At 58.5% G+C, this 347-nt stretch carries 1 protein-coding gene; it reads left to right on the top strand.

Annotation, left to right across the window (positions count from 1 at the left end):
• Positions 1-18 precede the first annotated feature (18 nt).
• Positions 19-347 (top strand): hypothetical protein (locus tag ABFX56_RS15920; protein WP_346234345.1); only part of this gene is annotated, 329 nt, incomplete at its 3' end.

Raw genomic sequence — 347 nt, 5'->3', positions numbered from 1 at the left:
ATCTTCGATCGGCCGACCATGGCTGCCGAGTGGGCGCTCGCGTTCCGGCATCACTATGCTGCCAAACAACCGGCCAACAGAGGCTCAGCGTTCCGTACTTTGAAGTTCTGGTTTGCGTTCCTTGCCGAATACGATTCCGCCATCTTAGCCACGCGCGACGTCGATAGCGGCATTCTCAATGCGTTTATCGTTTGGCTCGGCACGAGGCCCTGGAGCAAGGGGTCACGGTATACTGTCTGGTCGATCATCAAGCAGCACATGGCCTGGCTCAAGCGCAACCGGCCCGACCTGGTTCACCCCGAACTCGAAATCCCGTTCAATCCGTTCCCCCGCAAGAATGCGGAAGC

Origin of the sequence: Parafrigoribacterium mesophilum (assembly GCF_039652555.1) — a bacterium.
Lineage (GTDB): Bacteria > Actinomycetota > Actinomycetes > Actinomycetales > Microbacteriaceae > Parafrigoribacterium > Parafrigoribacterium mesophilum.
The sequence above is the reverse complement of the archived record's forward strand: the minus strand, read 5'-3'. Positions and strand labels throughout refer to the sequence as shown.